The sequence below is a fragment of the Luteococcus struthionis genome (assembly GCF_048595755.1).
GTDB lineage: Bacteria > Actinomycetota > Actinomycetes > Propionibacteriales > Propionibacteriaceae > Luteococcus.
In genome coordinates this window covers 1148258-1172657 of record NZ_CP184360.1, presented here as the reverse complement: position 1 = coordinate 1172657, position 24400 = coordinate 1148258, and the positions used below count along the sequence as shown (strand labels likewise).

26 protein-coding genes are annotated in these 24400 nt (G+C 68.7%); 16 read left to right on the top strand and 10 right to left on the bottom strand.

Annotated features, from left to right (window positions below; genetic code table 11):
* Window positions 1–10 precede the first annotated feature (10 nt).
* The 5 genes from ACOAMO_RS05380 to ACOAMO_RS05360 all read left to right on the top strand — a co-directional run bounded on the left by ACOAMO_RS05380 (window position 11) and on the right by ACOAMO_RS05360 (window position 5167).
* Window positions 11–1315 carry an exo-beta-N-acetylmuramidase NamZ domain-containing protein gene (locus ACOAMO_RS05380; protein WP_420176560.1) on the top strand — a complete coding sequence of 435 codons (1305 nt, stop codon included), beginning with the start codon at window positions 11–13 and terminating at the stop codon, window positions 1313–1315.
* The gene (locus ACOAMO_RS05375) at window positions 1312–2241 is read left to right on the top strand and encodes a MurR/RpiR family transcriptional regulator (protein WP_420176559.1); all 930 of its coding nucleotides are present in this window, start codon (window positions 1312–1314) and stop codon (window positions 2239–2241) included. Before ACOAMO_RS05380 ends, ACOAMO_RS05375 begins: the two co-directional genes overlap by 4 nt.
* Window positions 2238–3179: an N-acetylmuramic acid 6-phosphate etherase gene (gene murQ / locus ACOAMO_RS05370; protein ID WP_420176558.1), complete on the top strand. Its 942-nt coding sequence runs from the start codon at window positions 2238–2240 to the stop codon at window positions 3177–3179. Before ACOAMO_RS05375 ends, murQ begins: the two co-directional genes overlap by 4 nt.
* A complete protein-coding gene (locus tag ACOAMO_RS05365) occupies window positions 3176–4684 on the top strand; it encodes a PTS transporter subunit EIIC (RefSeq protein WP_420176557.1) in 1509 nt (502 codons plus the stop codon). The genes murQ and ACOAMO_RS05365 overlap by 4 nt, the downstream gene beginning before the upstream one ends.
* Before the next feature lie 114 nt (window positions 4685–4798).
* Window positions 4799–5167, top strand: a complete 369-nt coding sequence (locus ACOAMO_RS05360; RefSeq protein WP_420176556.1) for a hypothetical protein — start codon at window positions 4799–4801, stop codon at window positions 5165–5167.
* 37 nt (window positions 5168–5204) lie between these two features.
* Here ACOAMO_RS05360 and ACOAMO_RS05355 read toward each other — a convergent pair whose 3' ends face one another.
* Entirely contained in the window at window positions 5205–5831 is a 627-nt protein-coding gene (locus ACOAMO_RS05355; RefSeq protein WP_420176555.1) for an NUDIX hydrolase, read from the bottom strand.
* Here ACOAMO_RS05355 and cysE point away from each other — a divergent pair.
* From cysE to ACOAMO_RS05330, 5 genes are all read left to right on the top strand, one after another.
* Window positions 5830–6702, top strand: a complete 873-nt coding sequence (cysE, locus tag ACOAMO_RS05350) for a serine O-acetyltransferase (protein ID WP_420176554.1) — start codon at window positions 5830–5832, stop codon at window positions 6700–6702. The two genes, ACOAMO_RS05355 and cysE, sit on opposite strands and share 2 nt — an antisense overlap.
* 176 nt (window positions 6703–6878) lie before the next feature.
* Window positions 6879–7661, top strand: coding sequence for an IclR family transcriptional regulator (locus ACOAMO_RS05345; RefSeq protein ID WP_420176553.1), 783 nt, complete (start codon window positions 6879–6881; stop codon window positions 7659–7661).
* A gap of 20 nt (window positions 7662–7681) precedes the next feature.
* On the top strand, window positions 7682–8137 hold the full coding sequence (locus ACOAMO_RS05340; RefSeq protein WP_420176552.1) for a DUF664 domain-containing protein: 456 nt from the start codon (window positions 7682–7684) through the stop codon (window positions 8135–8137).
* Window positions 8138–8727: 590 nt separating this feature from the next.
* Window positions 8728–10473, top strand: a complete 1746-nt coding sequence (locus ACOAMO_RS05335) for a cytochrome c oxidase assembly protein (RefSeq protein WP_420176551.1) — start codon at window positions 8728–8730, stop codon at window positions 10471–10473.
* A gap of 115 nt (window positions 10474–10588) precedes the next feature.
* The gene (locus tag ACOAMO_RS05330; RefSeq protein ID WP_420176550.1) at window positions 10589–12973 is read left to right on the top strand and encodes a heavy metal translocating P-type ATPase; all 2385 of its coding nucleotides are present in this window, start codon (window positions 10589–10591) and stop codon (window positions 12971–12973) included.
* A gap of 132 nt (window positions 12974–13105) precedes the next feature.
* Here ACOAMO_RS05330 and rplI read toward each other — a convergent pair whose 3' ends face one another.
* From rplI to rpsF, 4 genes are all read right to left on the bottom strand, one after another.
* Entirely contained in the window at window positions 13106–13561 is a 456-nt protein-coding gene (rplI, locus tag ACOAMO_RS05325; RefSeq protein ID WP_420176549.1) for a 50S ribosomal protein L9, read from the bottom strand.
* 17 nt (window positions 13562–13578) lie between these two features.
* Window positions 13579–13818 (bottom strand): 30S ribosomal protein S18, encoded by a 240-nt coding sequence (gene rpsR / locus ACOAMO_RS05320; protein ID WP_094765601.1) that lies wholly within the window; start codon window positions 13816–13818, stop codon window positions 13579–13581.
* Window positions 13819–13955: 137 nt separating this feature from the next.
* A complete protein-coding gene (locus tag ACOAMO_RS05315; RefSeq protein ID WP_420176548.1) occupies window positions 13956–14534 on the bottom strand; it encodes a single-stranded DNA-binding protein in 579 nt (192 codons plus the stop codon).
* Window positions 14535–14679: 145 nt separating this feature from the next.
* The gene (gene rpsF / locus ACOAMO_RS05310; RefSeq protein ID WP_420176547.1) at window positions 14680–14970 is read right to left on the bottom strand and encodes a 30S ribosomal protein S6; all 291 of its coding nucleotides are present in this window, start codon (window positions 14968–14970) and stop codon (window positions 14680–14682) included.
* 485 nt (window positions 14971–15455) lie between these two features.
* On the opposite strand from rpsF, the gene ACOAMO_RS05305 reads away from it, so the two are divergent.
* From ACOAMO_RS05305 to ACOAMO_RS05295, 3 genes are read left to right on the top strand one after another with little or no spacing between them, the layout of a single operon-like run.
* Window positions 15456–15719, top strand: a complete 264-nt coding sequence (locus tag ACOAMO_RS05305; protein WP_420176546.1) for a CopG family transcriptional regulator — start codon at window positions 15456–15458, stop codon at window positions 15717–15719.
* Window positions 15716–16198 carry a GNAT family N-acetyltransferase gene (locus ACOAMO_RS05300; protein WP_420176545.1) on the top strand — a complete coding sequence of 161 codons (483 nt, stop codon included), beginning with the start codon at window positions 15716–15718 and terminating at the stop codon, window positions 16196–16198. The genes ACOAMO_RS05305 and ACOAMO_RS05300 overlap by 4 nt, the downstream gene beginning before the upstream one ends.
* Window positions 16164–16367: a GNAT family N-acetyltransferase gene (locus ACOAMO_RS05295; RefSeq protein WP_420176544.1), complete on the top strand. Its 204-nt coding sequence runs from the start codon at window positions 16164–16166 to the stop codon at window positions 16365–16367. Before ACOAMO_RS05300 ends, ACOAMO_RS05295 begins: the two co-directional genes overlap by 35 nt.
* A gap of 4 nt (window positions 16368–16371) precedes the next feature.
* Here the strand turns inward: ACOAMO_RS05295 and ACOAMO_RS05290 are convergent, their stop codons facing one another.
* The 3 genes from ACOAMO_RS05290 to ACOAMO_RS05280 are packed head-to-tail and all read right to left on the bottom strand — an operon-like array spanning window position 16372 to window position 20022.
* Entirely contained in the window at window positions 16372–17253 is an 882-nt protein-coding gene (locus ACOAMO_RS05290; RefSeq protein WP_420176543.1) for an NAD(P)-dependent oxidoreductase, read from the bottom strand.
* On the bottom strand, window positions 17253–18626 hold the full coding sequence (locus tag ACOAMO_RS05285; protein ID WP_420176542.1) for a four-carbon acid sugar kinase family protein: 1374 nt from the start codon (window positions 18624–18626) through the stop codon (window positions 17253–17255). The genes ACOAMO_RS05290 and ACOAMO_RS05285 overlap by 1 nt, the downstream gene beginning before the upstream one ends.
* Window positions 18627–18645: 19 nt before the next feature.
* Window positions 18646–20022: a gluconate:H+ symporter gene (locus ACOAMO_RS05280; RefSeq protein ID WP_420176541.1), complete on the bottom strand. Its 1377-nt coding sequence runs from the start codon at window positions 20020–20022 to the stop codon at window positions 18646–18648.
* A gap of 112 nt (window positions 20023–20134) precedes the next feature.
* On the opposite strand from ACOAMO_RS05280, the gene ACOAMO_RS05275 reads away from it, so the two are divergent.
* Window positions 20135–20893 carry a FadR/GntR family transcriptional regulator gene (locus ACOAMO_RS05275; protein ID WP_420176540.1) on the top strand — a complete coding sequence of 253 codons (759 nt, stop codon included), beginning with the start codon at window positions 20135–20137 and terminating at the stop codon, window positions 20891–20893.
* Between the two features lie 109 nt (window positions 20894–21002).
* Window positions 21003–21974, top strand: coding sequence for a D-erythronate dehydrogenase (gene denD / locus ACOAMO_RS05270; protein WP_420176539.1), 972 nt, complete (start codon window positions 21003–21005; stop codon window positions 21972–21974).
* Window positions 21975–22030: 56 nt separating this feature from the next.
* On the opposite strand, the gene ACOAMO_RS05265 is transcribed toward denD, so the two are convergent.
* The gene (locus ACOAMO_RS05265; RefSeq protein WP_420176538.1) at window positions 22031–22417 is read right to left on the bottom strand and encodes a rhodanese-like domain-containing protein; all 387 of its coding nucleotides are present in this window, start codon (window positions 22415–22417) and stop codon (window positions 22031–22033) included.
* Window positions 22418–22589: 172 nt separating this feature from the next.
* The gene (locus tag ACOAMO_RS05260) at window positions 22590–23876 is read right to left on the bottom strand and encodes an FG-GAP-like repeat-containing protein (RefSeq protein ID WP_420176537.1); all 1287 of its coding nucleotides are present in this window, start codon (window positions 23874–23876) and stop codon (window positions 22590–22592) included.
* Between the two features lie 169 nt (window positions 23877–24045).
* Here ACOAMO_RS05260 and ACOAMO_RS05255 point away from each other — a divergent pair, with 169 nt between their 5' ends.
* The gene (locus ACOAMO_RS05255; RefSeq protein WP_420176536.1) at window positions 24046–24387 is read left to right on the top strand and encodes a bifunctional 3-phenylpropionate/cinnamic acid dioxygenase ferredoxin subunit; all 342 of its coding nucleotides are present in this window, start codon (window positions 24046–24048) and stop codon (window positions 24385–24387) included.
* The last annotated feature ends 13 nt before the right edge of the window (window positions 24388–24400 follow it).

Below are 24400 nucleotides of genomic sequence, written 5' to 3'. Positions count from 1 at the left end.
GAGAACGGTCATGAACATCTCACGCAGGAATCTCGTCGCCGCGGCAGGTCTAGGGGCCGTCGCGGCACCCCTCGGTCCCTTGCCCGCCCACGCCGCACCCGGGCGCGGCAAGGGGCCCCACCAGCGCGTCCTCACCGGCGCCCAGGCGGAGGCCGACGCCGGTTGGCCCACCCTCAAGGGGCACCGCGTCGGGGTCATCTCCAACCCGACGGGCGTCCTGGACGACCTCACCCACATCGTCGACCGGATGCATGCCGACGGGGTGGACGTCGCGGCGGTCTTCGGGCCGGAGCACGGCTTCCGCGGCACCGCGCAGGCCGGAGGAAGCGAGGGCTCCACGAAGGACCCGCGCACCGGCATCACGGTGCACGATGCCTACGGTGCCGACGACAAGAAGTTCGTCGAGCTCTTCGCCGCCTCCAAGGTGGACACCGTCGTCTTCGACATCCAGGACGTGGGGGTGCGCTTCTACACCTACATCTGGACGATGTACCAGGCCATGCGTGGCGCCGCCCAGGTGGGAGGCATCCGCTTCGTCGTGCTGGACCGCCCCAATCCGGTAAGCCGTGCGGCCCGCGGGCCCATGCTCGACATGCCCCACTCCTCCGGCGTGGGGCTGCGCGCCATCCTGATGCAGCACGGCATGACGGTGGGCGAGCTGGCCACCATGTTCGACGCGGAGTTCCTGCCCAAGGAGAAGGAGGCCAGGCGCCTGGCCGAGCTCGAGGTGGTGAAGGTGCGTGGTTGGAAGGGCGAGCTCTTCGACGAGACGGGCCTGCAGTGGGTGATGCCCTCGCCGAACATGCCCACGCCCACCACCGCGCTGGTCTATCCGGGCACCGGGCTGTTCGAGGCCACCAACATGAGCGAGGGGCGCGGCACCACACGTCCCTTCGAGCTGGTCGGCGCCCCGTGGGTGGACCATCGCTGGGCCGAACGGCTCAACTCCCACGGCCTGCCGGGCGTGCTCTTCCGCGAGGCCTACTTCACGCCGACGATCAGCAAGAATGCGGAGAAGGTCAACGGTGGGGTCCAGGTGCACGTCACCGATCCGGCGCGGATCAATGCACCAGAACTGGCGGTGTACATGTTCTGCGACGCGCGCGACCTGTACGAGGGCTTCGGCACCCGCGAGATCGCCTGGGACAAGTACCCCTGGGAGTGGCTGGACAAGCTCACAGGCACCACCCGGATGCGCGAGCAGCTCACCTCCGGCGCCTCGGCCCAGCAGATCGTCGCCGCCTGGGCGGGCGACGAGAAGGCCTGGCAGCAGCGTCGTCGCCCCCACCTGCTGTACCCGGCCGGTCGTCGATGAACGAACAGGTCAGCAACCCGGCTCCGCTGATGTCGGTGCTGCGGTCCCTGGAACCGTCGCTGCCCAAGGGGCCCGCGACGGTGGCCAGGTATGTCATCGACCACCCGGCCGAGGCCTCGGGTCTCAGCCTGGGGGCGCTGGCCCGCATCACCGGCACCAGCGAGTCGACGGTGACCCGCTTGGCGACGGCGGCGGGTTTCCGCGGCTACCGCGATCTGCGGATCGCGGTGGCCACGGCGGCCGGGGCCCTGGAGCAGGGCCCGGGGGAGGCCAACCTGACCAGCGACATCACCCAGCACGACTCCCCCGCGGCGACGATCGCGAAGCTGGCCGCGGAGGAGCGCAGCGCCATCACCGACACCGCCACCACGCTGGACGCCGACGAGGTGCTGGCCGTCGCGCAGGTGTTGGTGGAGGCCCGACGGATCGTGGTGATCGGCATCGGGGCCTCGGGGCTGGTCGCCCTCGACCTGGCGGGCAAGCTCTCCCGGATCGGGTTGCTGGCCCAGGCCGTCGTCGAGGGCCACGAGGCGTTGACCACGGCGGTGGTGCTGCAGCCCCAGGACGTGCTGGTGGCCATCTCGTCCTCGGGCGAGACGCTCGACATCGTGGAACCGCTGGAGGTGGCCCGCCGCAATGGGGTGGGCACTGCGGCCCTGACGGCCCGGGCGGGCAGTTCGTTGACCAGGGCAGACCACACGCTGCTCAGCGTGAGCCTGCGCGAGAACGAGCTGCGGCCCGCGGCGATGGCCTCGCGCACCGGGCAGATGTTCCTGGTGGACGTGCTGTTCACGATGGTGGCCCAGTTGTGCTTCGACCAGGCCAAGCAGGCCATCAAGCAGTCGTGGCTGGCGCTTCGCCCCCGTCACGATGCCGGCCACGGACCTCGTGGCGTCCGGCCCCAGACACAGGAGGAGAAGGCATGAGCGAAGACCTTGGTGCACTGACGACGGAGACGGTCGAGCAAGGCTTCTCCCGCATCGACATGATGGACACCCGCGCACTGGTGTCCCTGATCAACGAGCAGGACGCCACGGTGGCGGGGGCGGTGGCCGCGCAGCTGGACCAGCTGGCCGCAGCGGTCGACCTCATCGTGACAGGGCTGGCCGCCGGTGGGCGCCTGGTCTACGCCGGGGCAGGCACCGCGGGGCGGTTGGGTGTGCTGGACGCCTCGGAGTGCCCGCCCACCTTCAACACCGACCCGTCGATGGTGGTGGGGTTGATCGCCGGTGGGCCAGTGGCGCTGACCACCGCCGTCGAGGGAGCCGAGGACGACGCCGAGGGCTCCTTCCCGCAGCTCGACGAGCTGGGCGTCGGCAATCATGACGTCGTGGTGGGCATCTCCGCCTCGGGCCGCACCCCATACGCGGTGGGCGCGGTCACCGAGGCCCGCCGGCGGGGGGCCCGCACCGTCGGGCTCAGCTGCAATGCCGGATCGGCGCTGGGGGCGGCCGCCGACGTCGCGATCGAGGTGGTCGTCGGCCCGGAGGTGGTGGCCGGCTCCACCCGGCTCAAGTCGGGCACGGCCCAGAAGTTGGTGCTCAACACGTTGACCACCGCCAGCATGGTGAAGCTGGGCAAGACCTACGGGAACCTGATGGTGGATGTGCGCGCCAGCAACCAGAAGCTGCGCGACCGCGCCCACCGCATCGTCACCGCCGCCACCGATGCCTCTCCCGAGGCTGTCAGTGCGGCGCTCCAGGAGCACGACGGAAGGGCCAAACCGGCCATTTTGGCGCTGCTCACCGGGTGGCCCTCCGACCAGGTCAGGGCCGCCCTCGAAGCCAGCGACGGCCACCTGCGCCGGGCCGTCGATGCCGCACTTCCCCCCCACCGGCCAGCAGACACGAGGAGCACGAGATGAGTGACATCACCAGAATCGCCGAACAGGTCACCGCGGCCCTGGGCGGACGCTCGAACATCAACGGCATCGAGAACTGCATGACGCGCCTGCGCATCACGGTGGCCAGCCAGGACAGCGTGGACGTCCCCGCCCTCAAGCGGATCGAGGGGGTGCTCGGCGTCGTCGAGGACCAGACTATGCAGGTGATCCTGGGGCCGGGCCTGGTCGACGAGGTGGCCGACGAGATGGGGCGCATCACCGAGACCATGGTCACCATGGAGGGCGACGAGCAGGCCGCCACGGCAGCCGGTGGCCTGACCGCGGCCGAGCTGGCCTCGCGTGGCGAACAGATCAAGACCCAGCGCAAGCAGGCCAACCAGACTCCCCTGCGCAACTTCCTGCGTCGCATCGCCAACATCTTCCTGCCGCTGATCCCGGCCTTGATCGCCTGCGGCATCATCGCTGGCCTGAACGGCGTGCTGACCAACCTGACAGTCAAGGGCATCACCCCGTGGGCCACCGGCATCACGCCCGCCCTGGGTGCGATCGCCTCGGGCTTCATGAGCCTGATCGCAGTCTTCGTCGGCATGAATGCCGCCAAGGAGTTCGGCGGCACCCCGGTGCTGGGTGGTGCAGTGGCGGCCATCATCCCCTTCGCCGGCGTCGCCAAGGTGACCGTCATGGGGCAGGCCTTGGCCCCCGGTCAGGGGGGCGTGATCGGTGCGCTCTTCGCCGCGGTGCTGGCCGCCTTCATCGAACGCTGGGTCCGCAAGTGGGCACCGCGCTCGCTCAGCATGTTGCTGGTGCCGACGCTGACCGTGCTGCTGGCCGGCCTCGTGACGCTGTTCGTCTTCATGACCCTGGCCGGGTGGATCTCCACCGGCATCGGCAGCCTTGCCAATGGTCTGCTGCAGACCGGTGGGCCGCTGGCCGGGCTGGTGCTCGGCGGCCTCTTCCTCCCGCTGGTGATGTTCGGCCTGCACCAGGCCTTGATCCCCATCCACACCACACTGATCGAGCAGGCCGGCTACACCATCCTGCTTCCGGTGCTGGCAATGGCGGGCGCCGGCCAGGTGGGTGCCACGGTGGCGGTCTACATGCGGGCCAAGCGCAATGCGTCGCTGCGCAACACCATCAAGTCGGCCCTTCCCGCAGGCCTGCTGGGCGTCGGCGAGCCGCTGATCTACGGCGTCACCCTGCCGCTTGGCCGCCCCTTCATCACGGCCTGCGTGGGTGGCGCCTGCGGCGGAGCCTTCGTGGCACTGTTCGACATGCTCGGCTCGACGGTGGGCTCCACCGCCATCGGCCCGTCGGGTTGGGCCATGTTCCCGCTGGTGAATGGCTCCAAGGGCATCGGAACCGCCGCGCTCATCTACGGCGGTGGCCTGTTGGTGGCCTATGTGACCGGCTGGCTTGCCACCTACTTCTTCGGCTTCAGCAAGGAGGGGCTGGAGGCCCTCAATGCTCCCGAGGTGGACGAGCAGCGGGCAGACCTGATCGGTGAGGAGCTCGCCCCCCGCGCCTGATCCAACCACCGCCCGTCGTCGGAGCCCGTCGTGACCCCTGGGTCGCGCCGGGCTTCGACGTCGTGGTGGCGATGCGGGTCGGCCGGGCGCGGGGCCACCTGCCACCATGGGCCCATGAGCATCGTGTTCACCGCGCGCACCCTGGAGGGTGAGCGGATCACCCTGACCACCCCATTGCCGGTCACCGACGACCCCCGGCTGGCCAGCGCCGACTTCACCGTCGACGAGTTGCTGGCCTTCACCGCCCAGGGCGACGAACTGCCCGCAGGCAGCAGCTGGCAGGTGGTCGGGCACCGCGCGATGGCGCGCCACGGGTCGAGTGCCTTGGACACCGAGATCACCGTGCGGCTGCTGGCACCGGCAGGGGAGGTGCCCGACGATCCGCAGGGCGTGCTCTCCCAGGCCATGATGCGGCTCGCCCTGGCGCTGGCCTCCCCGGAGACCGGCGTGGTGGACCCGCGTTTCTCCGGTCGGCTCGGCTGACCCACCCCAAGGCGAACGGGACCGTCCTGCCCCGAGTTCAGGGACGCACCAGCGAGGGCCAGTCGAAGGCCTCCCAGACGGCGACGGCATCGGGCATCACCGGCACCTGGGGGTCATCGATCATGGCCTGCACCTGGTCGGGGTCCATCCAGCCGCCCCAGGCCACCTCGCTGGCCTGGTGCACCACTGGCCCGTCCCACACCACGTGGTACAGCCAGGCGTGCATGTCCAGTCGCTCGTCGCGATAGTCCGCCTCTCCCACCGGGTGCAGCTCGACGCCGTTGATCCCCAGCTCCTCGGCCAGTTCCCGTCGCGCCGATTCCAGTGGTTCCTCCCCGGCGGCCATCACTCCCCCGGCGGCGAAGTCGTGGTGGCCGGGGTAGACGTCCTTGGTGTCGGTACGCCGGTGCACGTAGACCTGCCCGGCGCTGTTGCTCACCAGGATCCCGGTGGCGCCGTGGCGCAGGTTCTCCCGGCGCATCACCGAGCGCGGCGCCTGCCCACTCGGGTGGCCGTCGGCGTCGTAGAGGGCCACCATCTCCTCGGTCATGCCTGCCAGTTTTTCACTGCCCTGGGCAAGATCCCAGCCGGGGGTGGGAATGTCACCGGCACGTTCGGGGTTGTGCCTGGTGTACCGCGCCCCACAGATCGAGAGGCCAGTCATGATCCGCAGCGCATCGCCCACGCCCGCCGGCAGCACTCCGCACTACCTGACCCCGGTGGAGGATGAGGCCATCTGGGACCGGATCCGGGCCGAGGCGGAATCGGACTCCGTCGCGGAACCAGCGTTGGCGGGCTTCCTGAACACCGTGGTGCTGGGGCACGAATCGCTGGCCGACTCGTTGAGCTACCTGCTGGCGAGCAAGCTGGAGAGCCCGACGGTGACCGCGCTGACCCTGCGCGACCTGCTGCAGCCGGTCTTCGCCGAGAACCACGACATCATGGCCGCGGTGCTGGCAGACCTGCAGGCCATCGCGACGCGAGACCCCGCCTGCCGCGGCTACTCGCAGCCGCTGCTCTACTTCAAGGGCTTCCACGCCATCCAGGCCCACCGCGTCAGCCACCACTACTGGAAGCAGCAGCGCTTCGCGCTGGCGCTGTTCCTGCAGAGCCGCATCTCCGAGGTCTTCGCCGTCGACATCCATCCCGGCGCGCAGTTGGGCAAGGGCCTGATGTTCGACCACGCCACCAGCGTGGTGATCGGCGAGACCGCCGTGATCGAGGACGACTTCTCGATGCTGCACGAGGTGACCCTGGGCGGTACCGGCAAGATCGGTGGCGACCGTCACCCCAAGATCGGCCGTGGCGTGATGATCGGCGCCGGCGCCAAGGTGCTGGGCAACATCAAGGTGGGCGAGGGCGCCAAGATCGGCTCCGGATCGGTGGTGCTGCACGACGTGCCCCCACACACGACGGTGGCGGGGGTTCCGGCCAAGCCGGTCTCCTACCCCCGCTCGGCCCATCCCGCCCTGGACATGGACCAGTCCCTGGACGAGGCGAGCGATTCGAACCTGGACCCGGCCTGGACCTCCTGATCACGACCGCCCAACACCCTGCGCACCACCCGGCCGCCCCGCTGCGGGAGCTGGCTCCGGCATTCGGGCGCTCGTCCAGCCTCCCCCACGTCCGGCACTGACAAGCCCGTTCGCGCGGACTAGGATCGGAAAAGTACCGGTTGGGCACTGACGACCAGCCTGGGAGGGAGTGGGGGATGACCAGCAGTGAGCGCGACACGCGTACGGCGGTGGACAAGGCCCTGGCGCTGTTGACCGCCTTCGGGACGGATGCCGCCGTCGGTGTGGGCGTGAGCGAACTGGCTCGGCGTGCCGAGTTGAGCAAGTCAACGGCCTTTCGACTGCTCGGCACCCTGGAACGCAACGGGGCCGTGGAACGGGCCGGCACCAACTACCGCTTGGGCCCGATGCTGCACGAGCTGGCCGCGCCGGTGACCATGCCGGAGACCGATCTGGTCCGCGACACCTTCACCCCTTTCCTGGCCCATCTCTACGAACGCACTCGCCAGACGGTGCACCTGGCCGTGCTGGACGGCCCCAATGTGGTCTACCTGAACAAGTTGCACGGCCTGCAGCATGTTCCCGCACCGTCGCGCATCGGGGGCCGGATCCCCGCCTACTGCACCGCGGTGGGCAAGGCGATGATGGCCTTCAACCCCGCGCTGACCGAGCAGGTGCTGGCCAGCGAGCTGGCGCCGTGGACACCGCGCACGGTCACCACACCAGAAGCACTGCAGCGCGAGCTGGCACGGGTACGGGCCGAGGGAGTCGCCTTCGACCGCGAGGAAATCAGGATGGGCCTGGTGTGTGTGGCGGCCCCGATCATGTCGCCAACTGGTGCTCCGGTGGCCGCCATGTCGGTGTCAGGACCTACGACGAACTACGATCCACGTAGCATGGCCCCGGCGCTGCGTGCGGTTTGCGGCGAGGCCTCCAAGGCCTACGCTGCCCGTTTGAGGGCGCTGCGCCGCCACAGTTGACCAACAAGGAGCACACCCCCATGGCCACAGACCGGATCCTGCTTGAGTTCACCCTTGCGAAGTTCGACGAGCTGTTCGCCCTGATCGCTGAGATGGACGATGAGCAGGCAAACCGTCGGCCGGAGCTCAAGGGGGCCAATTCGCTCTACTGCCTCGGCAACCACACGCTCGGCATGATGCGTTTCTGGAGCTGCACCACCAATCGGGGTGTTGAGGTGACTCGCGACCGGGACGCCGAGTTCGACGCCAGCGGTTCGGTCGCCGAGCTGCTGGAGCGTGCCGCCGTCGAGCGCCACCGTTTCGAGACCGACGTGTGTTCGGTCGACGACCATGCCGTGCCTGCCAACAAGCCCAAGGACCGCGACGAGCCCTGGCTGGTGAGCTGCCATGGCGTCCTGCTGCACGTCTTCGAGGAGATCTGCCAGCACTTGGGCCAGGCCGAGGTCACGCGCGACCTGCTGGCCGCCAACCGCTGACCCACCGCTTCACGCACCCCACCAGGCCCTCGGTCTGCTGGGGTGCTTCGTCATGCCCGCTTCCCGAGCTGTGGACACCGCGACAGTCCGTGCCCTCCCCGTAGGGAGGAGAGCGCTTCCTGCCCGCGACGGGCTGTGCATGAACCCACCGGTTCGGGCGTGAACCCACAGCACTGTCCACAGCCCGGGGGCCTTCCATGCACAAGGAAAGACCCTCGTGACCGGCCCAGCGGGTTTGACCACCACCCCCAACCACCGCTAGTCCCCGCCTGAACGGCCGCTTGGGCGCTGACTAGGGCCGACTTATCCACAGACTTACTCACAGCTGTGGAATTCCGGGGATGTAATTATCCCCAGCCGTGGACAACCCTGTGGAAAAGTCTTGATTTCTACTTGAGGTTGACCCTCGTCGGGCTGGGGCGTCCACCCACAGGCTCGCTCCGGTTCTTGTCCACACCCTGTGTGCTGCGGCCACGGCCCCGCTCCCTCTCGCTGGGGAATGGCATCTGCACTTGGGCCGCACAGTCTCCACGTCATATCGTGGGGTCGCCCCACCCGATGCACGGGTGTCGGGCCTCCCGGAGGAAAAAGTGCTACTCACCACCCAGTTCGCCGTCGATCTGCTGGTCTGGATCGCCGCTTCGGTCACGATGGGCGCCTGGACCACGGCCGCCTTCATCCGACCGCGTCGCGGCGAGAACCGGCTGATGCTGGTGGGTGACCGGGCACTGCCACTGGCGCGGTTGTCGTCGCTGGTGGGCGTGGCGGCCTGCGCCATGATGGCCAACCTGACCAACACCCAGGGCCTTGGGCACGGCGAGTCCCTGGCTTGGTGCGTCGCGGCCGGAGCCGGCCTGTTGAGCGCGCTGCTCACCTTCTACAAGCGGTGGGAGAGTGCCATCTACGCGTTGGCCTTGCAGGCCATCGCGCTGGTGGCGCCGATCGCTGCCACCGAACGCGCCGTCGCCGTGAACCATGACCTCACCGGTGACTCCCGGATGATCGCCGCCGTCGCCTTCACGGTGCTCGCCGGCACCTGGGCGTGCCGTTTCTTCCTCAGTGCCGACGACGCCTCCTCCAAGGTGGCCTGCTTCCGGATGCGTTTCCTGTCGGTCATCGCCGCCCTGGTCGTGGTGGTGTGCGATGCCATCACCATCCTGGCCCAGCCGGGGCAGGGGCTGCTCGACGAGGACGGCCGTTGGCACCTGGCCCGGGCGGCGGCAGCCGTGGTGATCGCCGGTCTGTGCTGGTGGTCGAGCTCTGCGGTGGTCTCCCTGGTGGCCGCCATCGTCGGCCTGCTGGGCCAGTACGCCGCGGCCAGTGCCTTCCGCGCGGTTCCGGTGGTGGACGAGTCCTCGCTGCCCACCGACGTCGAGACACTGGGCTACTCGGTGGCCGACTGGCCCACCCTGGTCAACCTGGTGGTCAACGCACGGGTCAACGTCTTCTTCCTGGGCCTGTCGGTGGCAGCGATTGCCTGCTACCTGTGGTTGGTGCGCCGCCTGCACCAGCAGGGCGGCAGTTGGCCCTGGCCACGCACCTTCGCCTGGGTGACCGGGTGGACGATCGTGGCCTTCCTGACCTGCTCCGGCATCGGGCGTTATGCGCCGGCCGTGTTCAGCGTCCACATGTTCCTCAACCTGGGCCTCAACATGCTCGCGGCCATGATCCTCACGCTGGGTGGTTTCATCACGCTGGTGCTGCGCGCCACCCCCGCACGAGGCAAGAAGCACGCCGCCGGCCTGCGTGAATGGGTCAGCAGCACGCTGCACTCGCGCTACCTGGGTTTCATGTACCACCCGATCATCGCCCTGGTCTTCATGACCGGCACCTACTACGTGTACTACCTGACCAGCCTGTTCACCACCAGCCTGCACACCCACTGGTTGCACCAGTTCTTCTTCCTGCACTTCCTGATCAGCGGGTACATCTTCTACGGCCTGATCATCGGCATCGACCAGCCGCCCCACCCGCTGCCCCACCTGGGCAAGCTGGCGCTGATCATCGGTGCCATGCCCTTCCACGCCTTCTTCGGCGTGATCCTGATGGCCAAGCAGACCATCTACGCCGAGGACTTCCTGAGCACCCTGGGACACGAATGGGTGGCGGCCCGCGGTTTGCAGCACGACCAGTGGGTGGGCGGGACGATCGCCTGGGCCGGCGGCGAGTTCCCGCTGGTGATCGCGCTGATCGCGCTGCTCACCCAGTGGGCCCGTCAGGACCGCAAGGAGGCCACCCGTTTCGACCGGCACGTCGACCAGGGCACCGACCATTCGCTGGACGCCTACAACGACATGCTGGCCCAACTGGCCGAGCGCGACCGCAGCGGCAAGTGAGGCGCCCTTTCGCACCACTGCACGCGCTGTGGTCCGGGATCGTCGCAGCGGTTGGCACGAACTAGGCTGGGCGGGAGTTGCCGCGCATCCCGGCGTGGCCTGCAGGAGGAGAACCGTGAGCGCACCCGCCAACAGCCCCGGCGCCGGAGCCTCGTCCTCAACCAAGCAACTGGAGCTCGACATCTCGGGCATGACCTGCGCCGCCTGCGCCAACCGCATCGAGCGCAAGCTGAACAAGCTCGACGGCGTGACGGCCATGGTGAACCTGGCCACCGAGCGTGCCCTGGTGCAGGGCCTTGGGCCCGGCGAGGCGCAGCTGGCCATCACCACCGTCGAGAAGGCCGGTTACGGTGCCGCGGTGCACGACGACGAGGACGACACCTGGACGCAGCGCGCCGCCGAGGAACGCACCTCGTCGCTGCGCCGCCGGATGGGCGTGGCCGGTCTGCTCAGCATCCCGTTGATGTCACTGACCCTGCAGCTGGCGCTGGTGCCCAGCGTGCGTTTCACCGGCTGGCAGTTGGTGTGTGTGCTCTTGGCGCTGCCCATCGTCACCTGGTGCGCCTGGCCCTTCCACCGCGCCACCGTCCGCGGCATCCGGCACCGTTCGCTGAGCATGGACACCCTGATCTCGCTGGGTGCCACCGTCAGTTTCCTGTGGGCGCTGTGGACGCTGAAGTATCCGGCCACCGACGCCGGCTACTGGCTGGGCTTCGGGCGGACCCCGGCGGGCGCCGACGCGGTCTACCTGGACGTGGCGGCCGGCATGGTCACCTTCCAGCTGGCGGGCCGCTACTTCGAGTCGCGGGCGCGCCGTCGCGCCGGCGAGGTGCTGCATGCGCTGGGCAATCTTGCGGTGAAGGAGGTCCGTCGGCTGCGGCCCGACGGCACCACCGAGACAGTCCCTGCCGAGCAGCTCTCCCGCGGTGAGCTGTACGTGGTGCTTCCCGGTGAGCGTTTCGTCGCCGACGGGCAGGTGGTGGAGGGGGTCTCGACCATCGACACCTCTGCCATGACCGGCGAGTCGGTCCCGGCCGAGGTGGGCCGCGACGAGACCGTCCTGGGCGGCACCACGAACCTGACCGGGCGTCTGGTGGTGCGGGCCGAGGCGGTGGGTGCCCGCACCCGGCTGGCCCAGATGGCCGCGATCGCCGACGAGGCGCAGCGCCGCAAGTCGCGGGCCCAGAAGCTGGCCGACCGGATCACCCAGTACTTCGTCCCTGCCGTCATCGTGCTGGCCATCCTCGTGGGGCTGGCGTGGTTCTTCGCCACCGGCTCGGGTTCGCGCGCTCTGGCCAATGCCGTGGCAGTGCTGATCATCGCCTGCCCCTGCGCCCTGGGGCTGGCCACGCCCACCGCGTTGATGGTGGGCGTGGGACGTGCCGGCCAGCTCGGCATCCTGGTGAAGGGGCAGGATGCCCTGGAGTCCTCCGGCAAGATCGACACCGTCGTGCTCGACAAGACCGGCACCCTCACCACCGGCAAGATGGCGGTGACCGACGTGGTCCCCGCCCCCGGCCTGACCCCCAGCGACGTGCTGGTGCCGGCGGCCGCCGTGGAGCGCAACTCCGAACATCCGATCGCCGCGGCGATCGTCACCGTCGCCGACGACCTCGCCGCCCTGACCACGGCCCAGGCCTCCGCCCCGACGGCCGAGCCTGCCTCCCCGCCGGCCGAGACCATCTCCCCGATGGCCGATCCCACCACCTCGACGGCCGAGCCCACCACCCCGATGGCCGAGCCTGTCGAGGCCCCCCACGTCACCGACTTCAAGGCTTTGCCCGGCTGGGGCGCCCAGGCACTGGTCGACGGCAGGGAATGCGTCGTGGGACGCCTGGATGCCCTCGGTGGGCAGTCGGAACCGTGGGCGGCCGAGGCGATCGAGCAGGCGGAGGCACGGGGCTCCGTCGCCGTGGCGGTGCGTCACGACGGCCGGCTGCTGGGCGTGGTCACCATGGCCGACCAGATCAAGCCGAGCGCTACCACCGCGGTGGCGAAGCTCAAGGAGATGGGGTTGCGTACCGTGCTGCTGACGGGCGACTCCGAGTTGGTGGCCCGTCACGTGGCCGGGCAGTTGGGCATCGACGAGGTGCGGGCCCGCGTCCTGCCGGATGAGAAGTCATCTGTGGTGCAGACGCTGCGCGAGGAGGGCCGCAATGTGGCCATGGTGGGTGACGGCATCAACGACTCGGCAGCGCTCGCGACCGCCAATCTGGGCATCGCGATGGGCCAGGGCACCGAGATCGCCATGAAGAGCGCCGACATCATCATCGTCCGCGACGACCTGCGCAGTCTGGTGGACTCGATCCAGTTGAGCCGACGCACCATCTCCACCATCAAGATGAACCTGGTGTGGGCCTTCGGCTACAACGTGGCAGCGATCCCGATCGCCGCGGCCGGCCTGTTGAATCCCCTGATCGCGGCGGCCGCCATGGCGATGAGCTCGGTGCTCGTGGTCACCAATTCGTTGCGGTTGCGCACCTACGAACCCGTGGACTGACCTCCGGCCCGTCATGGTCGCATCGTGCGGGGCGGAGGCGTCATCCGCCTCCCGGACAAGCAGCAGGGTCCGTACCGTCGAAACGGTACGGACCCTGCTGGTTCAGAGATGTTCAGCCCCGAGGGGCGAAGATCACTTGGAGGCGGCAGTGACGTTCACGGTGAGGTGAGCGCTGACGGCCTCGTGCAGCTTGATGCCCACCAGGTGGGCACCAGCGGTCTTGATCGGCTTGGCGATCTCGATGGCGCGCTTGTCGATGGCAGGGCCACCGGCAGCCTTGATCGCCTTGGCCACGTCGGCGGCGGTGACGGCTCCGAAGAGCTTGCCCTCGGCGCTGGCGGCCTGGGCCGCGTAGGTGACCTCGAGGCCCTCCAGCTGGGCCTTGATCTCGTTGGCGTGCTCGATGCCGCGGATCTCGCGAGCGTCACGAGCGCGCTTGATGCCCTCGATCTGCTTCTCGGCGCCGCGGGTCCAGCGGATCGCCTTGCCCTGGGGCATCAGGAAGTTGCGGCCGTAGCCGTCCTTGACCTCGACGACGTCGCCGGCAATGCCGAGCTTCTCGACGGGTGCGGTGAGAATGAGCTTCATCAGTCAGACTCCCTTTCTCAGCGCGCGGTGGACGCGTAGGGCAGCAGGGCGAGCTCGCGAGCATTCTTGATCGCGATGGCAACCTTGCGCTGGTCCTGGACCGAGAGGCCCGTGACACGGCGCGCACGGATCTTGCCGCGCTCGGAGATGAACTTCCGCAGGGTTGCGGCGTCCTTGTAGTCGACATTGTCGATGCGAACCGACTTCATCGGAACGATCTTCTTCTTGTTCACAGGCTTGCGCTGTGGACCGGCCATTGTGGTGCTCCTAATCTGCGGGATCTGATCCCGCGAGCCCGGCTCTCGCCGGAATGTGCCTTCCCAACTGGGAATGGTGTTCTTGGTACTGGGTGGGCTGCTGTCCGAGTGGGGGCCGTCTCACCGGCCCCGGTCGATCAGAACGGCGGCTCGTCGCTCTGGGCCTGCGCCCACGGGTCGACGCCGCCACCGCGGTTGTCTCCACCCTGGCCCTGGGGTGCGGACTGCCAACCACCGCCGGCGTTGCCGCCGCCCTGGTTGCCCCAGCCCTGGTTGCCACCGGCTGCGGGTGCACCGCCGCCGTAGCCACCACCCTGGTTGCCACCCTGCCAGTTGCCACCCGAACCGCCACCCGACGTGCGGGTGACCTTCGCGGTGGCGTACTTGAGGGAGGGACCGATCTCTTCGACCTCAACCTCGAAGACGGTGCGCTTCTCGCCCTCGCGGGTCTCGTAGCTGCGTGCCTTCAGGCGCCCCTGAACGACGACTCGCATGCCCTTCTGCAGGGACTCGGCGACGTTCTCGGCGGCCTGACGCCACACCGAACAGTTGAGGAACATGGCCTCGCCGTCACGCCACTCATTGGTCTGACGGTCGAACTGGCGCGGCGTGGACGCGACGGTGAAGTTCGCGACGGCCGCCCCCGAGGGGGTGAAGCGCAGTTCGGGGTCGGCGGTGAGGTTGCCGACGAGGGTGATGGGAGTTTCGCCTGCCATGTTGGTCTCCGTTGGATCGGACGTATGGGCTGTCAGGAATCACGTTGCCAGTGGCTACTGACAATTTCCATCCCCGGGACGGCCCGGAATGCATTGGGTGTTGTCCGGATGTTGTCCGGACGGTCAGACGTCAGCTGAGCGGGGCTCAGTGGGCGTCAGGACGCATCACCTTGGTCCGCATGATCTGCTCGTCGATCGTCATCAGACGATCCATTTCCTTCACGGCGGCCGGGTCAGCGGTCACGTTCAGGACGACGTAGATGCCTTCCGGCTTCTTGCGGATCTCGTAGGCGAGGCGACGCTTGCCCCACACATCGGTGTTGTCGACGGTGCCACCGGCCTCGGTGATCGTCTTGGTGTGCTTCTCAATCAGGGGAGAAACCTGACGCTCGTCGACGTCGGGGTCAATGATGACCACAATCTCGTACTTGCGCATACGCGTACTCCACCTCCTCTGGTCTCAACGGCCATGGGTCGGTCCCATGGCAGGAGGGCGTTTGCCTTGGACACCGGCATCGGGTGCTGGCATCCAAGGTGCAACTCTACCGGCATGCATGCCGTGGAACCGAATCGACCTCGAGAGCCCGGAGAGGATCCCCTTCCACCCAACCGGGGTTTCGTACTACACTGGTTGCGGTACGAAATGGGAGGTGCCGACGGTGCGGGTTCGGGTCCACCCTCGTGTCACGACGCGCCACCCCGATGTGAGCACCGCGGACGTGATCGAGGCGTTTGAGTCGACCCTGCGTTCCCGCCCGCGCGACACATCTCCGATTCAATGGGTTGGCGTGGGAACTGATCACAGTGGGCGACTGCTGGAGTACATAGCCGTCGAGGATGAGCCCGACGGGTGGCTTGTCTTCCATGCGATGCCTGCCACGCGGAAGGTTCTCGTCGAAGTGGGACTGAGGAGGTAGATCAATGACCGAGTACAAGGACGTGAACGGAGTCCCCTTCACCGACGAAGACATCGAGCTCTGGGCGACCGAAGCGGAGTCCGAACGGGGCTACCAGGGCGGACACCTGGGCCCCTCTCGCCCCGGGCGCCCGATCAGCGTGGGCGACCAGGCGCGACCGTTCACGCTTCGCCTGGATGCGGCCCGAAGGGCCAAGCTGGACACCGCTGCCCGGCAGCGACGCACCACCGCGTCACAGCTCGTGCGCGACCTGATCGACGCCCTGTGAGGTTCACGGCCACCACCCTTCCCCTGGGCCGCGAACTGCGCGGACCACGCCTGGTCGCGCGTCCCTTCACGGAACAGGACTGCACGGACCTGGCGCCCGTCCTGATGGACGAGCGGGTCTACGCCCACGGCTACGTGATGCACCACCGCCCCACCACGATGGACGAAGCGGTGGAGATGGCGCACGGCTGGGTCAACCCGAACTCCTTGGACGGCAGGGGCCAGGGCCGGTTGAGCTACTGCTTCCGGCTGGCCGAGGACTGCGAGCTGGGGACGGCGGGGACCCTCGTCGGGAGCTCGTCTCTGGGCGAGGTGAACCTGGAGCGCGAACAGCTGCACCTGGGCTGGACCATCTACGCGCCCGCCTTCTGGGGGCAGTGGCACCAATGCCGAGGCCAAGTGGTTGCTCCTGCGGGAGGCCTTCGAGGGATGCGGGATGGGCCGGGTGAAGATCCAGACGGACATCCTCAACACCCGTAGCCAGGACGCCATCGAACGGCTCGGCGCCACGCGGGAGGGGGTGCTGCGACGCGACCAGCCGCGCGAGGACGGGACGTGGCGGGACACCGTCGTGTTCAGCATCCTCGCCGACGAGTGGCCACGGGTGGAGCAGGGGCTGCTGGCACGCCTCCCCGCCCCACCCGCGTGACTCGTCAGTCCTTCTTGCCACGCAGCAGCTGGAAGACCACCGAGTCGTCCTTGCGGCCGAGGCCCTGCCGACGCCCGCGCAGATAGATCTGCTCCGCGGCCGCGGCCAACGGGGACTCCTGGGCCACTCCCCGAGCGGTCTGGGTGACGATGCCCATGTCCTTGACGAAGATGTCGAGCGCAGAGCGCGCCTCGTCGTGGTCGCCATCCACCATGCGTCGGCCCCGGTCCCCGAACATGAAGGAGGCTGCGGCACCGGCGCCGAGCACCTCGTAGACCTGGTTGACGTCCAGGCCCATCGAGTCGGCCAGGGCAAGCGCCTCGCCGGCCACCGCGATGTGCACGCCGCACAGCAGCTGGTTGACCACCTTGAAGCGCTGCCCGTCGCCCGGCACCTCGCCGACGACGGGGGCGCTGGAGGCCAGCGCATCCAGCACGGGGCGTGCCTTCTCGGTGTCCTCGGCGGCACCGGAGACCATCATCAGCAGGTCACCCTTGCGGGCGCGCACCACCCCGCCGGAGACCGGCGCATCCACCAGGTGCGTGGTGATGCGCGCCAGCTGCTCGCGGGTCTTCTCGATCGCATCGGGTCCGACGGTGGCCATCACCATCACGACGGTGTCGGGGCTGAGCACCTCCGCGATGCCACCCTCGCCGAAGAGCACCGCGTCGAGCTGCGGGCCGGTGGCCACCATGATGCCCACCAGGTCCTTGCCCTGCGCCGCTTCCTGGGCGCTGCCGGCACCGGCGACGGCGGGCGCCACGCTGTCCATCTGCTCCGCGCTCAGGTCGAAGGCGGTCACCTCGAAGCCTGCCTCGGCGGCCGCCAGGGCCATCGGCGCCCCCATCGCGCCGAGCCCGACCCAACCAATCGTCCTGATTCCCATCACTTGCTCCTGTTCTGTTGGGTCGCCTCTTGCAGGCGCTCCACGACGTCTGCCAGCGCCTCGTCGCCGCCGACATTCCCGGGGAAGACCACATAGGGCACCCCGAGCGTCTCCGGGGGCGCCTGGCGTGCGGTGAACAACGAGATCTGCCCGGGGAAGAACTGCCCGGCCACCTCGGCATGGCTGATGCCGAGCCCATTGGCGGCCACCTCGTGGGAGGTGATGCCACCCTTGCCCACCACCCAGGCAGGCCGGGCCGTGCGAATGCTGACCACCAGCTCCACCACGGCATCGGAGACTCGTCGGGCGATCTCCAGCGACTCGTCCTTGCTCTCGGTGCGCACAAGGTCACGGCTGGTGTAGACGACGCAGTCGTCGCTGGCCAGTTGCCCGCGCAGGCCCTCGGTCACCTCGGACAGGTGAGCGTCGCGGGTCTTCGGGTCCAACAGGAGCGGCACCTGCAGCTCGAACTCCACCAGCGTCCCGCGACGCTGCACCGCCTCGAGCTGGCGGGTGGTCAGCCCCACATGGGAGCCGACGACGACCAGGCCGTGCGGAAGCCGGTCGGCTGCGACGGTGATGTCGGCGGGGGTGAGCACCGCGGCACCCTGCTGTCCCGACAGGGGCCGCACGAAGGACGGCCCACACCGGGTGATGAAGGTGCGGCCGGCTGCCTCGCGTCGGGCGAGGGCCTGGGTGACCACCTCCATGTCGGAGTACTCGGTGGCGTTGACCACCACCCACCTCCGCTCGGAGACCCCGGCCAGGATCTGCTCCACGCGATCCACGCCACCTTCGCGGATGTCGTCGAGCCCGATGCTGACCACGTCGTCGGCCTTCACCGCACCACCGGAACGCTCCTCGAGGAAAAGGCGCAGGTTGGACTGGGTGTAGCCGAAGGTGGCGTCCTTGGCGAAGTCGGTGTCGGCGGCCTCCCGCGCCTCACCCTGCACCATCGCGTAGTGAACGTCGTCCCTGGTGAAGCGACCGGCCTCGATCATCGCGGGGCAGAAGAGGAAGCCGTCGACCTCCACACCGTGCTCGGCCAACACGTCGGCGAGCACATTCGGCTCGGCCAACACATGCCCCCGCAGCGTCGAGTCCGAACGGGAGATCAGGTGCAGTCCTTGCGGGCTCACGCCAGCGGCCAGCACGCCCTCCAGGATCCGCCGGTTCTTGGCGACCGCGTCGGCCTCCGGCAGCGCGCGCGAGTTCATCAGGACGAAGCAGGTCGCGCCCGGCTCCTGCAGCACCCGGGCGGGGATGGCCGGGTCCTCCTGGAAGGCGATGTCCACACCGGCTACGCACTGTGACCCGGTGGGGTCGTCGTCCAGGGCGAGGATGCGACGGGGGGACTCGAGGGATTGGTTCATGGAAGTGCCTCCTGCTCGTTCACGCGATGGCGCCGACCAGCGGCCACATCAGGGCCACCACGGCGAAACCGACGACGGAGGTGGCCGTGGTCGCCACCGTGTAGGACTTGAGCGCGGCTGCCGTGCTCACCTGGTAGTAACGGCTCCACACCCAGAAGAGGGAGTCGTTGACGTGCGACAGCGCCATGGATCCGACGCCGATCGCGATGGTCACCAAGGCGATCTGCATGGGAGCCAGTTCCATGCTGACCGCGAGCGGCGCGATCAGTGGCGCCGTGGTGATGGTGGCCACCGTGGCAGATCCCTGGGCCGCGCGGATCAGGGCAGCCATCAACCAGGCCAGCAGGACGATCGGCAGCCCGGAGCCGGACAGCACGTCGGCGACGGCCTGGGCCACACCGGTCTTGCTCAGCACGTGGCCAAAGGTGCCGCCAGCGCCGGTGATCAGGATGACGGCCGCCGTGGCGGGCAGGGCTGCGCTGCAGACGTCCTCGATCTTCGAGGCGCCCCAGCCACGGCGCACGCCGAGGAAGAAGATGGCCAGCAGGACGCCGATCAGCAGGGCGGCCGGACTGGCTCCCACCAGCGAGAAGAAGGACCGCACCGTGTTGCCCTCGGGCAGCATCAGGGCGGTGACCGTCTGCGACATGATCAGCAGCAGCGGGATGACGATCATGGCCAGCACCAGGCCGACGCTGGGCTCATTGTCGCTGGCGTCGATCTCCGACTGCCCCTCCACCCCGGCCAGGGCGCTGCCCTCGGCGGGGACGGGCGAGAAGACCTTGCGCGCCAGGTAGCCGCTGAGCACCTGGCTGAACAGCCACATGATGATGGCCGGGATGAAGCCCAGCAGGAGCACCATGCCGACGTCGGCACCCATCAGCTCGGAGCCACCCACGATTCCGGGATGGGGCGGCAGCACGACGTGCACCGTGAGCAGCGCCATGACGGTGGGCAGCGCGTAGGTGAGCATGTTGGTACGCCCGGGCATCTTGCGCGCAACGGCCAGCACGATCGGCACCAGCACGATGGTGGCGACGTCGACGAAGACCGGGATGCCGAAGATGAAGGCCGAGGCGCCGAGCGCCCACGGGGCGCGCTTCTCGCCGAAGGCGCGCAACAGGGCCTTGGCAAGCACCTCGGCACCGCCGGACATCTCGATGATCTTGCCGAGCATGGCGCCGAGCGTCACGATCAGGGCCACGGAGCCCAAGGTCTTGCCCATGCCCTCCTGGAGCGTGGGGACGACGGCAGCCATCGGCATGCCCGCCACCAGGGCAAGAGCCATGGAGACCACGAGCATCGCAATGAATGGATGGGCCCTGGCCTTGATGATCAGCGCGAGGATCGCGCCCACCGAGGCGAGGCCGAGCAGGACCAGCATTGTTGGAGACATGGGAGCCCTTCGGACGACGTTGTTCGCTGGGTGAAGCCACTGAAAGGAGTGGAGGGGGCTCCACAACCTGTCTGATATCTGACAAGCTAGACATCAGGTGAAGGCACTGTCAATGCCCCGGACGCCACGGACGACGTCCGACGACGAGGCCGCCATCGCCGGGAAGGACACCATGAAGGCGTCGGAACGCACCAGGCAAGAGGTTCTCGAAGCACTCGCCGCGGGAGATTTCGTGGTGGGCGAGGAGCTGCCCTCCGAGGCACAGCTGGCCGAGACCTTCGGCGTCTCGCGACTGACGATGCGCGAGACACTGGGCTCGCTGGCGGCAGCGGGCATCCTCGAAGTGCGCCAAGGGCGGCGCAATCGGATCGCCCCAGTGGAGCGGTGGTCCATCCTGGACCCCGAGGTCGTCACGGTCCGAGCACGCCTGGAGGGTGACACCACCGGGCTGGTGCAGGACCTGATGGAAGCCCGTCGTGTGCTGGAGGTGGGCATGACCCACCTGGCGGCCACGCGCATCACCGACGAGGAGCTGACGGCCCTGGAGGAACAGGTCCAGGTGATGCGGGCCCACGTCGATGCCCCCGACTGCGTGGAGACCTCGGCGCATGCCGACATCCGCTTCCACGAGATCATCCTGGAGGCCGCCCACAACCCCTTCCTCATCGAGGCCTTTCGGACCCTCTCCCAGATGTTGCTGCGCGTCCGGCTCGAGACCTCGCGCAGCAGACAGGTTCGTCTGGATGCCCTCGACAGGCACCAACGGATCTTGGCAGCGCTGCGCGCCCACGACGAGGAGGCCGCCTCGCGCGCCATGCACGAGCACATGGACCAGACGCTGCGCGCCACCCAACGGATCAGCCTGGTCTGAGCCATCCCCGGTCGGCCTCAGCGGCCACACCAGCAAGCCACCCGCACGAACCATCCGCACGAGCCAACCGAACGAACCAACCAAGCAAAGCCAACCGATGGAGGAGTCAATGAGGATCGTCATCACCGGAGGAGCAGGATTCCTGGGCAGCATGGTCACCCGCGCCCTGCTGGAGCGCATCGACGCCGGCCGGGCCCCCTTGGGTGCCACGCACGTGACCTCCCTGGACCTGGCGACCTCCCCCGTCGCGGATCCTCGGGTGACCTCGGTGGTGGGCAACCTGGCCGATCCCGACGTGCTCGCCCAGGCACTGGGCCACGACACCGTGGGCGTCTACCACCTGGCCGCGGTGTTGTCCGGGGGTTCCGAGCAGGACTTCGACCTGGCCATGGCCGTCAACGTGGATGCCACCCGGGCCTTGCTGGAAAGGCTGCGCACCAACGGCCAGGAATCCGGCCGCCCGGTGCGACTGGTCTTCACCAGCTCGTTGGCCGTCTTCGGGGGCCAGATGCCCGAGGTGGTGCCCGAGCACTGGGCCGAACAGCCCGACTCCACCTATGGCGCGCTGAAGGCGATCGGCGAATTGCTGGTCAACGAGTACTCCCGCAAGGGCTTCCTGGACGGGCGGATCTGCCGCCTTCCCACCATCTCGGTGCGGCCCGGCAAGCCGAATTCTGCCGCGAGCTCCTTCGCCAGCGGCATCCTGCGCGAACCGTTGAACGGCATCCCCGCCGAATGTCCGGTACCGCATGAGACCCGCATGTGGCTCTCGTCGCCCCGCACTGCGGTGGCCAACCTGGTCCATGCCATGGACCTGTCCGCAGACCAGCTGTCGGGCTGGCGCGGCATGAACGTGCCGGGAATCTGCGTCACGGTGCAGGAGATGCTCGACTCGCTGGAACGCGTCGGCGGCGCTCAAGCACGTGCCCTCGTCACCGACGCTCCCGACCAGCGCGTCATGGACATCGTCTGCTCCTGGCCCGGCGACTTCGACGTCCAGCGGATGCTCGAGCTCGGCTTCGTCCGCGACGAGGACTTCGACGACGTGGTGCGCCAGTACGTCAGCGACCACCTTCGCTGAGCAGCGTCCGGGGAACCCGGGCCGCGGCGGGGCGACCGGCGCAGGTCAGCGTCGGTTCACAAGCGCCTGCGAGGCGGCCCGGGGATCAGGATCTGGCCGGAGTCGAGCCAGGAGACCAGCCCACCGTCCACGAAGTCACAGGTGAACCCCTGGTCACGCACCAGCTTGACGGCATGGCCCGAACGCAGCCCCGTGTCACAGATCAGCACGATCGGCTTGTCGGGTTCGGCGAAGGGGTCCCCCTCGTAGACCGCGTCCATCACGTTCTCCGCCAGGGCCCGCACGTCCACCAGTCGCGAGCCGGGCGCGTGGCCGCTCTCGTACTCCTTGGGGCCACGCACGTCACACAGGACGCCGCCCTCGGCCAGCCGCTGCAGCGCCTCGTCGACGCTGATGCCACCTTCGGGCGTCATCCGGTTGATCAGTCGTTCACGTAGTCCCATGTCACCATCACAGCACGCCCAAAGGGAGGGGAAAAGCATTCTGGCGCTGGGCGAACAGCCCTTGCCCAGCGCACCTTCCATGCGCCATGGGGAATGACTGTCCCGATCACCCGCCAGGGGCGGGACCGACGACCGGCCCCGCCCCTGGCGGTCCACCTGCTCCAGCCTCGGATCAGGCCAGGGCGCGCAGCCCATTCCATCCGGTGCCGGACAGCTGGGCAGACCCCCAGCTGGCACCCGAGTTGAGGTAGGTGTAGAGCTTGCCGTCCTGGGTGCGGCCCATCAGGTCGGGCCGGCCGTCGCGGTTCACGTCGCCCGGGGTGAAGGCGGCATTGAAGGTGGTCCAGCCGCGGCCGGTCTGCCGATTGCCCGCGAAGCCGCCGGTCGGGGAGGCGTAGTAGATCCGCATGATTCCCTTCGCGTCGATCGCGGTCAGGTCGGCACGCCCGTCGCGGTTCGCGTCGCCACTGCCCACCAGGAAGCGCATCCCATCCCATCCGTGGCCGATCTGGCGGCTGCCGGTCAGGCCGGTGGGGGTGATGGTGTAGCGGAAGAGCTTGCCGTCGCTGCGGCGCGAGACGAGCTCGGTGCGGCCGTCGCGGTCCATGTCGCCCAGGACCGTCATCAGCTGCATGCTCCCCCAGCCACGACCGACCTGCTTGGCGCCCGAGAAGCCCCGGTTGATGGCCCCGCTGTAGCGCCACAGGGTGCCGTCGCTGCGGCGGGCGAGCAGGTCGGAGACGCCGTCACCGGTGGCATCGGGGGTCACCCCCAGCCAGTTGAAGGACGACCATCCGGTGCCCACGACCCGTCCCGACGCGAGGCGCCCGGTGGTGGAGCCGGGGTAGACGCGCAGCTGTCCGCTGGCATCGATCCCGATCACGTCGGCGATCCCGTCACCGGTGAAGTCCCCGGTGGTGCGGGCCGGGGCCGGCTGCGGACTCACCTTGGGACGCAGGGAACGGCACTGGTCCTCGGCATTGCCGCGCACGGTGTTGCCGCTGCCGGTGGGGGCGGGGGTGTTGCCCTTGCACTGCAGGTTCCCGTCGACCACATTGCGGGTGACGTCCTGGGCGGCGCGGTTGTCGAAGAGCTGGATGTCGCCACCGACGACATTGCTGCCCAGCTGGGCGGCCCGGCCGCGGTCGAGCTGGATGTTGCCGCCCACACGGGCGCCGTTGACGGCCACCCGGGCGTGGCCCTCGGCCTGCACGTTGCCGTTGATGACGGTGCGGTTGATGACGGCGGTGGCCCCCGACGAGACCTTGACGTCTCCGTCGATCCGGCCGCCCTGGATGGTGCAGGTGGCACCGCTGGGGACGATCACGGAGCCGTCGATCGTCCGGGAGGTCAGGGTCGAGCGGCAGGTGACGTCATTGGCGAGGGACGGGGTGGCGGCAAGGCCGGCCCAGGCCAGTGAACCGATGGCGGCAAGGGCGGCGAGACTGGTCTTCTTCATGATCTCTCCTCGGGGGGCGAGGCGGGCTGCGTCGCCCGCTGTCCATCAGTCAATGCGAGACTGGTGAAGTCCCGGTGAACCGGGGATGAGGGTTCCTTCATCGGCCTCCGGCGTGTGCCGGACAGCCGGGCAGGAACCACGCAGCACTGCCACCACCAGGAGGAATCCCATGCCCGAGCCCATCAAGGTCGCGACCGTCGGCGAGATCGAGGACGAGAGCGCCATCGTCGTCGACGGCACCACCAGCGGCACCGGCGAGGACATCGCCGTCTTCTTCTCCGACGACACCTACTACGCCATCGACGACACCTGCACCCACCAGGACGCCTCGCTCGCCGAGGGCTGGGTGGAGGGCGACGAGGTGGAGTGCCCCGTGCACGCCGCCCGTTTCAGCCTGTGCACCGGCGCGGCACTGTGCCTGCCCGCCACCGTCGCCGTGAAGACGCACAAGGTCGAGCTGCGCGGCGACGAGGTCTGGCTGCACCCGGGAGTCCCGGCCGACAAGGGGTGATGACCGCTGCGGT